Origin of the sequence: Blautia sp. OF03-13 (genome assembly GCF_003460685.1) — a bacterium.
GTDB lineage: Bacteria > Bacillota > Clostridia > Lachnospirales > Lachnospiraceae > Fusicatenibacter > Fusicatenibacter saccharivorans.
Window position 1 is genome coordinate 1 of record NZ_QTVR01000038.1, and the last position, 10,193, is coordinate 10,193.

The window sequence follows — 10,193 nt, forward strand, 5'->3', positions numbered from 1 at the left end:
AGCTGTATGCAAGCTGGGCGTTCTTTCCACGCTCGGCTTTTTCCACGGCGTTCCATAGGGTCTGGCGGTCTGCGTATTCGGGCGGTGCATGGGACGGCAGGAGAATGTCAGAGCAGATCACGCCGCCCTTTCTGGTGTAGTCGCTGTATTCGCCGTAATACTCGCTATACAATCGCTCCCCGGCACGGTAGGCGGCAGAAGCAATAGCGGACTGTCCTGCGCTTCGCTTAGTCTGCGTGACGCTTAGATGAAATAGTGCCATCGGCTTTCAACTCCTTTTCTCTGTTTGCTTGGCTGATATGGGTAATCGCCATGTGACGGACGGCTCGCTGGACTTCGGACAGGGAAAAGATGTGTTCCATCAGCTCTGTCATTTCGGTGCGTGTGAGATCTTTGACCTCCGGGGCAAGGCTCTCAATCGTTCCGCCCAGATTGCAAAGGCGGTGGGTGCGCTTGGTGCGTTCGCCTTTCTCCAGATACTTCTTTCTGTTCTCCAGACGCTCCAGCTTGTGCTGTTCCTGTGCAAGCTGCGTCTCGGCTCGAAGCTGTTCAAGAGTTTTCGGTTTTGTCATTGTAATTGACCTCCTTTTTTGATTTTGCGGATAAAAAAAGACCGTCAACTTTTCGCATAGTGCGACCAGTCAACGGTCTGATTTTCGGTATTCGGTTTTTGTGTTCAGTTAGACAAACTGGGATTTATATAATTATTCCTCTAACTTTCCCCATTTTATAGGCTTTCCTGCCTGTCCATTAGTGAAATGATATGTAGTTTCCCTTATTTTTGCCCTTATGAGATAATCACAAGGGAAATAAGGGAATTTTTTTTTAATCATTGCCTACCACTTTATCAAGAAGCCGAACCGATTTTCGTTTCGCATCTCTTGTGGAGTGAGCATAGACATTCATTGTGGTACTTACATCTGAGTGTCCTAATAATTCCTGCACATCTTTTGGAGCAGCTCCATTTGCCAAAAGGTTGCTTGTATAGGTGTGACGTAACTGGTGGAAATGAAAGCCTTCAAATCCCTCTAATGTTTTTGCCACCTTTCTGCATACCGTCCCCAAAGTAGTCGGAAGTTCCAGACAACCATCCGGTCTTAAGCAGACGAAAGAAATTTCTTTATAATCTGCCGGGACTTCCTCTGTTCTGTCTAAGCAGTAATATTCGTAGTACACTCTGTTTTTCTCTTTGACCTCTTTGTAGTAGTTCGTGTGATAAAGTTCTCCGTACTGCATTCGATTTTTTAACTGCTCTTTCCGGGCATTGCGGAAAATCTCTACCAGCGTATCTCCAAAATCAACAATCCTCACTTTTTTCCGCTTGGTTGGTCCGATGATATATTTGCGCTTTGAGCCATCATATCGGATGCTGCGTCTTATGGTAAGGCATTGTTCTTCCAGATTTACGTCCTGCCATGCCAAACCACAGGCTTCTCCAATACGAAGCCCGGCATAATAGGCTATCTGGATTGGAAGTATTGCGGCTGGGTTCTTTTTTTGAAGATACGCAAGCAGTCTTTCATAATCTTCTCGTGAAATTGGTTGGATATTTCCGTCCATGTCCTCATCCGAAAACAAATCAACTTCGTCCGTCTGATACCGCAGTTTAATATACTGCATGGGATTGAACGTAATATACTGTTTTGGAAATACTGCAAAGCGGAAAGACTGCTGCATGACTGCGGAAAAAGAATGGATGTAATCTTTGCTGTAACCCTTTCTCTCTTTTCCATCGGGATGAACTCCCCCGAAGGAAAGCAAATCAAAGAAAGATTGCAAATGCTCAGAGGTTACATTTTTTAATTTCCGTTCTGCCAGCGGATGTTTCTTAATATTTCGGATTGTTCCGAGGTAATTCTCCACAGTACCATTGCTGAGCGTACCTGTTTTTAATTCCTCCTCTGCCCACACATCCAGAAGTTGTCCGACTGTGAGATTTTCCGCTTTGGCAACAAATTTCTTTTTCTCATAATCATCCATTGCCTGACGGAGCAGCTTTTCAGTTTCACTTTTGCTTTCTGTTCCAACGCATTCTTTCTGAACAAGATTGCCGCTTGCGTCCTCTACATAGAAGCGGTAGTACCATTTCTTTCCTTTTTTTCTTACAGATCCTTTTGCCATAATCGTATGTCTCCTTTCGATATTAGACAATCGGAACTGATGAAATGCTTCGTGCGTGTAAGTATATCATAACTCCGGTTGTCTTACTATACCGATTCGGAATCTTCGTATAAGACTTCTGATAAAAGATTTGCAAGCCTTTGTTCTGCTGTTTTTGGTTTCTTGGAATAGAGCCTTACAACGTCTGCCATCTCATTAAAAGCATTGATGGTAGGAGTGATTTCCCTTAAGAACATAATCTCATTATATTCATCATTCGATTCAAACCCTATTGTTTTGGCAATATCCGTCTGACCAGCATTCCCCTTGAAGTTTTTGCAGGCGAACTGAAAGGAATCCAAAAACAGACCATATTGTTTTAACATCAGCAGTAATAAATCTTTTGAAAAAGCATCTTCTTCTTTGGTAAGGGCAAGCGGTAACTGTTCCAGAATATCTCCCATCGCATCACGAATCTGTAACTCTCTCTTATCCGTAATGTCGGTTTCATATTCATCTGTTTCCCCTTTGAGCCATTCCACAGATACATGGAGTGCTTCCGAAAGACCTTCCAGCACCATTTTTTTCGTATTGTCAATCGAACCATTCTCATAACGCAGGATTGTAGAAGCGGTAACCCCCATCTTTTCTGCAACATAAGGCTGTGTCAGATTCAATTCCAGACGGCGCTGTTTTACTCTGCTGCCTATCAGCTTGCGTAGTTCTTTATCTTTCATGCTGACTGCCTCCTTTTTCGGTATGTATGAATTATAGCATTGTTTTTCCAAAATTGCAATATGCAATATAATATTTACTTTTAATATTTCGTAACGCTTGACAAAAAGATATGAAAAGGATATACTTACATCACAAGAATTGCATAATGCAATTTATAAGGAGGTGATTATATGACGCAAAGAAAAATTGCATTATCCATCGAAGAAGCTGCTGACTATACGGGAATCGGCAGAAACACCTTAAGACAGCTTGTAGAATGGAAGAAACTTCCAGTATTAAAGGTTGGTCGCAAAGTCCTGATTAAAACCGATATTCTGGAAATGTTTATGGAAGCGAATGAAGGTCGTGATTTGAGGGATAGAGGAAATGTAAAAGCCGTAACAAGAACTGCGGCAAATTAAAAAGGCGGCTTCCAAAGAAACCGCCAAAGGTTCTATCAGACCGAAGCCATGATATACCTACACGCAAGAAGATTATACCATGTGCTTCTTCTGATACGCAACCAAGAACTTATGTTTGCAAGAGAAAGGAGAATGTAATAATGGCAAAATCAACAAAAAGTTATGAAGAACGAATGCTTGAAATGGAAAAGAAAGAGCAGGAAAGCCTTGAAAAGGCGAAAAGATATGCAGCACAGAAGAAAGAACTTCTGAAGCGAAAGAAAGCCGAAGAAAGTAAAAAACGAACCCATAGGCTCTGTCAGGTTGGCGGTGCGGTGGAATCCGTTCTTGGTTCGCCTATTGAGGAAGAAGACATCCCAAAGCTGATTGGTTTTCTGAAAAAGCAGGAAGCCAACGGGAAATTTTTCTCAAAGGCAATGCAGAAAGAAACAAATACCGATATGGAGGAAGTGTAATGGCGGAGGGGATGAGGTTTTCATTCCCTTCATTGCTTTTTTATGAAGGGCGCACTTATGGACAACCAGAGGTCGTCCCAATAAGTTTGCCACAAGTGGCAACCGGTCTGCGCTCACGCTTGCCGGGCTCGTTCCGTCGGCGGGGCTTTCAGCCAGACCTGCTCATGCCGCAGGAGGCACTCTTCGCCAGAGGGGCGCATTCCATGCAGGCTGCTATGCGCAGGGCACTCTTACGCAGAGGGCGTTCCGGCAATGCTGCTTTTCCTAAAACCGAAAGCAATGTTGCCGGAAATCTATGCCGGATGTGCAGAAAGGAGGCCTCCAGACATGGCGATTTTTCATTACACAGTCAAAATAGTCGGACGTAGTAAAGGGAAATCTGTTATCTCCGCTTCCGCATATCTCAATGGGGATGTGATGAAAAATAAGGAAACCGGGCGAATCAGTTATTACACTTCTAAAAAAGAAGTGGTCTACACCAGTCTGATGATGTGCGAAAACGCACCTCCTGAATGGCAGATAGTACCAGAGGAAAATATAAAACGCTTTCAGAAATCTGTCCGATACAAAAAGTCAGCAGATAAAGAAGCTGCTTTAGAAAAATTTAAAATCACATTTCAGAAACAGAGGTTATGGAATGAGGTATTGAAGATTGAAAAAAGTGCGGATGCCCAATTTGGCAGGTCATTTGAATTTGCCCTTCCCAAAGAATGGAACAGACAGGAACAAATTCAATATACAACTGACTATATCCAAAAAACTTTTGTAGATAGAGGAATGTGCGCTGATTGGAGTATCCACGATAAAGGGGATGGCAACCCCCATGTCCATCTGCTTCTGACTATGCGTCCTTTTAACCCGGATCATTCTTGGGGAAAGAAAGAAGTCAAGGATTGGGATTTTGTCAGAGATAAAAACGGAAATATCGTGATTGATGAATCCCATCCGAACTGGTGGCAGGATAAGAAAAACCCTGACCGTCATGGAATCCGTATCCCTGTATTAGACGAAAACGGAATTCAGAAGATTGGTGCAAGAAACCGCCTGCAATGGAAACGGGTGCTGACCGATGCTACTGGATGGAACAATCCAAAAAATTGTGAACTATGGCGGAGTGAGTGGGCAAAGGTGTGTAATGAACATCTTTCTTTGCATAATCAGGTCGATCACCGTTCTTATGAAAAACAGGGAAAACTCCAGATTCCTACCATCCATGAAGGTGCTGACGCAAGAAAGATTGAACAAAAGTTTCTTGTCGGGCAGGAAATAAAAGGTTCGTGGAAAGTAGCGGAAAATCAAATCATAAAACAACAAAACACGTTATTGCAAAAGATACTGGACACCTTTGGAAAAGTATCGGGTGCATTATCATTATGGAAGGAGCGATTAAATGACATTAGAAGAAAGCCGGGAAATTATACCCTTAATGGAGTCCATGATTGGGCAAATCGAAGAACAGCAGACCTTAATGACAGAAATGATTCTGGAAATGCAGAACCGGGACACCCAACTCTCTCTTATGCAGGAACAGAATCAGAAATTGCAAAAATTAAACAGCGAGTTATCCGAGCTGCTCAACATTTTGCCAAATACCGAGGAACTGCTTTCCAAGATGGAAGAACAGAAAACGAAGATAGAACTTTTGGAAAACGAAAATCAGCAATGGCAGAAATTGGCACAGAATCTGAACAGCGAAAACAGTTTATTGCTGAAACAGAACACCGAATTGCTGAACTGGAACAGCAAATAAGGAAAGGACGTGATATAGATGAACGAATCCAGAGAATCAAAGAACGCCGAACAGTTGGAAGAACTTCTGCTCTTGACCGAGGAGATACAAGAAGAACTGGAACAGAAAGACCAGCTTATCGTGGAACTGAAGACGCAGCTCAGCGAATCTCTGACCTTGAACGAGAAATTAAACAAAGAGAACAGAGCCGGGAATATTCAAGCATTAAAGAACGACTTGAAGCTGGCAGACAGAGCATTGCAGATCGAGAAAGAGAAGCTGCGAAGCGCAAACGTCACGATAGGGGAATGTCAAGATAAAATACGATGCTTAACACAACAACGGGATTATGCCCGGATACATCAGAAAATCGTAGAGATACCGGTAGAAAAGCCGGTGCTCTATGAAAAATGTGAAGCCTGTGACCGGACAGCCTATCAGAATGAAAAAGCGAAATACGAAACACAAAAAGAGCGACTTGCAGGACAGTATAAAGCAAAAACGGTAATATTCCAAACAACCTTGTTCCTTCTTGCATGGTATTCGCTGACAACCACTCTTTTTCAGGCAGTACAGTCAGATGTGTTCCTTTCCGATTGTAAATCATTCTTCCATGATGCAGCGTCATTCATACAAACTTTTATCGGATGGACGATTGCTGCCGGACATTCTGCGGCACAGATTAGTACCAAAATTCCAAATGCGTTTATAGCCGGAATCATATATTGGTTATTGCTGATATTGGTTGTCGGAATATGCGTAGCAGGAACAGGGATACTGGTGATACTGATAGAAATAAAGGTTATAGAATTATATAAGAAAAACTGTTGGGATTTTATTACTCTACTGATGATACTGACAAGTGCTGCTGTCATCATTTATTTTGGAGAATCCATCAAAAAAACACTGTCAGTAAATCTTCTATTGCTTTTTGTACTTTCGCAAGGAGTATATGTTGGACTTAGATGTTATTTGAAAAATCAGTTAAATACCAAGCTATATTGATCAAAATATGATAAAAAACGTATAAAAGCAGGGGATAAAAACACACATCGTCCCCTGCTATTATATTATCCTTTTCCAATTTCTAGTAGGATATGCCTGTTTCATTATGCTTTTTTAAAAGCCTTAGTTTGAATGCTTTACTGTATTTCTTCCTAGACATAAATATGCTCCACATGGTACATAAAAAAGGACATGGCAATACCTCCTTGATACCACCGTATCCTTGAAAAAGGGCGACTTTAACACACCCTCCGTATTCTCATTTTTACAAAAGAAAACGGCGGTTTTGATTGTTATTTCAAAACCGCCGTTAAAATGGCATGAGAACTTTCTACTTCATAAGCGGTTTTTTTTCATGCTTATGAAGTAGAGAATTTTTACCTTATCGTAAATTCGCAAGATAAATTATATGTATCGTAATCCCAATCTCTTTCACTTTCAAAGAACGCAAATTGTTTAATCAAACGATAGTGTCCAGCAGGCAATTCTCCATAAAAACTTTTAACATCAATTTCTAATGTTAATCGTTCGTTAGGCTTAATAAAGCAATCCTTTTCATTGCTCTTTGAGGGGTCATCAAGCTGTTTAAGTTGATACCAAGTGCCGGATTGTTCAGCTTCTATTTCAAAATAATCTGGTGAATATTGGTATTCTTTATCAGAAGTATTTTCTATTAGAAATGAAAGGTGCTTTAAGTCTAAATCCTTTTCTGTACTCATTGAAATCTTCAAATCGCCCAAAGTGTCAAGCGCTTCTTCACTTCCATAAGGAGAAACCTCATATTCTTCGGAATAATCTTGTACTACATGATTATCACTGTCCTTTGCTTGACTACACCCAACAATACACACCAATAACAATAAGGTTAGAAACATACATATTATTTTTTTCATTTGTCCTTATCTCCTTTCTTTTAAATTTATAATAGCAATAAAATGTCTATTTTCAATCAACTTTCATTGCAATTTATTTTCACTGTAACACATGCTCCCCCTGCTTTATTATTAGCAATTTGGATATTTCCGCCATGTCTTTCACTTAAAATCTTACTAATATTCAGCCCTAACCCCAAATGTTCAGTAGCTATATCTTTCGATGATTTATAAAATGGTAATGTCGCCTTTTCAATATCAATATTTTTAAACCCGCAACCATCGTCTGAAACAGATATAACTAAATTATCATTCTCTATTACTACGCTAATAGCAATATCACTTTTTGCGTATCTAATACTATTAGAGAGTAAGTTTTCATAAATCTGCATGACTGTATCTAAATTGATAAACAAGGTTATATTATTACCGCTTGTAGTAATTGAAAAATGTTTGTCATAACAAAGTGCTTCTGCTGTGTTATTAAAATTATCAATAAGTGAATGAAATGTAATCTGTTGTCGTGGAATATCAATATCCTCTAACCTGTATAAGTTCGTCATAGCATTTACATATTTTTCAAGACGTGAAATATTTTTTGACATTACTGATATTTCATCTAATATTTCTTGTTGTGATACTAAGCCTTTGGGAATAAAGGAAAGCAGCATAGTAGCATGACCCTTTAGTAAAGTCAAAGGAGTGCGTAAGTCATGCGAAAAAGCAGCATTTAGACGGCGCTGTTCAGCAAATTGTCGAAACATAGTTTCATTATTTTTCGACAAACAGTCTTTCATTTTTTCAAAGGCATGACAAAGTTTCCCCATTTCATCATTTAATGGATATGATAACGTAAAATCTAAGTCATTTGCTTCAATTTTATGATACGCATTAGTTAATAGCTTAATAGGTTTCGATAATTTTTTTTATAAAAAATGTTACACAACATATCATACTAATAGATAATACGATAGGAATAATTGCAATATTTAATGAACCTAAAGCACTGTCAATAAGCTATCCCGGTTTGTAAAATTAGGTAAAACTTCGATATATGAAACATGGTTCGGATAGACATATTCGTGTACTGGGCGTTCTTTTTGATAATCAACATTGAACTTGCATATCTCGTTTCCTTTCGTGTCAAATATTGTGTATTTTGTTTGGTCATTACTATAAGTGGCGGTAAATGAGCCATTTTCCGGTATATCATACCTCGTTGACAGATTTTCATACTTATAGTTTAAATTTATTCTGTATCTGTCAACCATTGAAATTAAAAGTATACAAATAATTATTCCAATCAACAACGAAAACAAAGCATAAAGAACAAAGGTCATTCTAATACTCATGCTATTTAACCGATTGAACAATCTGCTTCTCTTTAATTTTTCCATCTATATCCGCACCCCCAAACAGTTTCAATGTAAGGTCTATCGCCTAAAGATAAAAATTTTGCCCTAATACGTCTGATATGTTCTGTAACAACTGTATTATCACCAATGCCGTCTAATCCCCAAACTTTTTCATAAATAGTTTCCCGGTCAAAAACAATTCCTTTGTTTTGCGAAAGGAAAGATATTATATCAAATTCCTTTTTGGTAAAAGCCATATCCTTATTATGATAAAACACAATACGTGAGGAATAATCTATAACCATATCTTCATCAAATTGCACCTTTGAAGATATATTGTGTCTTTTTTCTCTGCGAAGATGTGCTGCAATGCGAGCTTCTAATTCATCAACAGAAAATGGTTTTATTACATAGTCGTCTGCGCCAATAGAAAATCCTTTTATTTTATCACTATCTTCAATGCGTGCTGTTAAAAAAATTATAGGGCATGAAACATAATCCCGTATCCTTTCGCAAACAGTAAATCCATCTATATCTGGCATATTGACATCTAACAAAATAATGTCAGGTTTTTTTTCTACTTCTTTTAATGCAGCATTTCCTGCTGTTGCAGTATATACCGTATATCCAAGTTTGCTGAAATAGCAATACAGCATTGATACAATTTCTTTTTCATCGTCTACAATTAAAATACTCTGCGCCATAAATATGCCTCCATTGTGAATATCTGATTTAAGATTATCAAACAAAAATCTATTTCTAATCAATTTCTTTAATTTTCGATGTCATTAGTTATTATATATGGCAATATGAGTTGTAGCAACTTTACTCTACATGTTTTATGCTCTATTACTATCCACACTATGATGTGTGTAATCATATCCCGAAAGCCATACCAAACAAAGCAGTCTATGGCAGATTTAGAAATAAGTCCTATGATTATTGAAAAATAAGAAAATATAAAAATTAGAGTGAAGTAATTATATTACAAAAATGAAAAACGGGAGATACACAGATATTGTGCTATCTCCCATATTGTTTTTAGTGTCATATCAAGGCTCATTTATTAGTGGTAAAATTAGCGTTTTTCTATATTTCTCAAAATGCTTGAAAGTAAAGTGTTCATATGGATAATCGAAAATCAGATATAAACTTTTGTTTAAATTGCCTATAATTCAAGTGAATCTTCTGCATCCACCCACATCTGTAAATTGCCATCAAGATATAATCTTGCATATTCCAAAGGCTCATCCACAGCCAATGAAGTAAGCGCACATTCTGATCCATATGTGGTTTTTAAATTTTTTTCAGCTTCCCAACAATTAATGCGAAGCATATATCCGGCACTTGTGTAAACATCAATACTATCGTGGTTTATGTTGTATTCTGCATAAATTGTTCTCATTGTATCTTATCTCCATTTTTTAATAATCATTTACAGAGTTAAATATCGAAAACATTTCATTCAGTTCACCATGTCGTTATTGTTATATGTTATACTATGTACGAATTTTTCTTTCCCTTAATTTTTCCCATAT

The 10,193-nt window shown here is 38.4% G+C and carries 12 protein-coding genes; 4 read left to right on the forward strand and 8 right to left on the reverse strand.

Going from position 1 to position 10,193, the window contains the following annotated elements:
* The 4 genes from DXA55_RS16245 to DXA55_RS16260 form a co-directional block, all read right to left on the reverse strand.
* A partial coding sequence (locus DXA55_RS16245; RefSeq protein WP_158565100.1) for a MobA/MobL family protein occupies window positions 1–262 on the reverse strand: 262 nt, incomplete at its 3' end.
* Window positions 228–572 carry a DUF3847 domain-containing protein gene (locus tag DXA55_RS16250; RefSeq protein ID WP_117814639.1) on the reverse strand — a complete coding sequence of 115 codons (345 nt, stop codon included), beginning with the start codon at window positions 570–572 and terminating at the stop codon, window positions 228–230. The genes DXA55_RS16245 and DXA55_RS16250, both read right to left, overlap by 35 nt.
* A gap of 253 nt (window positions 573–825) precedes the next feature.
* A complete protein-coding gene (locus tag DXA55_RS16255) occupies window positions 826–2,121 on the reverse strand; it encodes a tyrosine-type recombinase/integrase (protein ID WP_008400148.1) in 1,296 nt (431 codons plus the stop codon).
* A gap of 86 nt (window positions 2,122–2,207) precedes the next feature.
* Window positions 2,208–2,837: a helix-turn-helix domain-containing protein gene (locus DXA55_RS16260; RefSeq protein ID WP_008402208.1), complete on the reverse strand. Its 630-nt coding sequence runs from the start codon at window positions 2,835–2,837 to the stop codon at window positions 2,208–2,210.
* 171 nt (window positions 2,838–3,008) lie between these two features.
* On the opposite strand from DXA55_RS16260, the gene DXA55_RS16265 reads away from it, so the two are divergent.
* The 4 genes from DXA55_RS16265 to DXA55_RS16285 all read left to right on the forward strand — a co-directional run bounded on the left by DXA55_RS16265 (window position 3,009) and on the right by DXA55_RS16285 (window position 6,428).
* Window positions 3,009–3,239: a helix-turn-helix domain-containing protein gene (locus DXA55_RS16265; RefSeq protein WP_004843519.1), complete on the forward strand. Its 231-nt coding sequence runs from the start codon at window positions 3,009–3,011 to the stop codon at window positions 3,237–3,239.
* A gap of 140 nt (window positions 3,240–3,379) precedes the next feature.
* Complete coding sequence (locus DXA55_RS16270) at window positions 3,380–3,694, forward strand: hypothetical protein (protein ID WP_005337289.1); 315 nt, start codon at window positions 3,380–3,382, stop codon at window positions 3,692–3,694.
* A gap of 327 nt (window positions 3,695–4,021) precedes the next feature.
* Window positions 4,022–5,743 carry a MobA/MobL family protein gene (locus tag DXA55_RS16280; protein ID WP_055228713.1) on the forward strand — a complete coding sequence of 574 codons (1,722 nt, stop codon included), beginning with the start codon at window positions 4,022–4,024 and terminating at the stop codon, window positions 5,741–5,743.
* A complete protein-coding gene (locus DXA55_RS16285) occupies window positions 5,682–6,428 on the forward strand; it encodes a DUF6040 family protein (RefSeq protein WP_117715294.1) in 747 nt (248 codons plus the stop codon). The genes DXA55_RS16280 and DXA55_RS16285 overlap by 62 nt, the downstream gene beginning before the upstream one ends.
* A 377-nt stretch (window positions 6,429–6,805) precedes the next feature.
* On the opposite strand, the gene DXA55_RS16290 is transcribed toward DXA55_RS16285, so the two are convergent.
* From DXA55_RS16290 to DXA55_RS16305, 4 genes are all read right to left on the reverse strand, one after another.
* Window positions 6,806–7,321, reverse strand: a complete 516-nt coding sequence (locus DXA55_RS16290; RefSeq protein WP_008400157.1) for an immunoglobulin-like domain-containing protein — start codon at window positions 7,319–7,321, stop codon at window positions 6,806–6,808.
* Between the two features lie 56 nt (window positions 7,322–7,377).
* Entirely contained in the window at window positions 7,378–8,208 is an 831-nt protein-coding gene (locus DXA55_RS17995) for a HAMP domain-containing sensor histidine kinase (protein WP_330415358.1), read from the reverse strand.
* Between the two features lie 476 nt (window positions 8,209–8,684).
* Window positions 8,685–9,359 carry a response regulator transcription factor gene (locus DXA55_RS16300; RefSeq protein WP_044944580.1) on the reverse strand — a complete coding sequence of 225 codons (675 nt, stop codon included), beginning with the start codon at window positions 9,357–9,359 and terminating at the stop codon, window positions 8,685–8,687.
* 464 nt (window positions 9,360–9,823) lie between these two features.
* Window positions 9,824–10,060, reverse strand: a complete 237-nt coding sequence (locus DXA55_RS16305) for a DUF6061 family protein (protein WP_008400163.1) — start codon at window positions 10,058–10,060, stop codon at window positions 9,824–9,826.
* Window positions 10,061–10,193 lie beyond the last annotated feature (133 nt).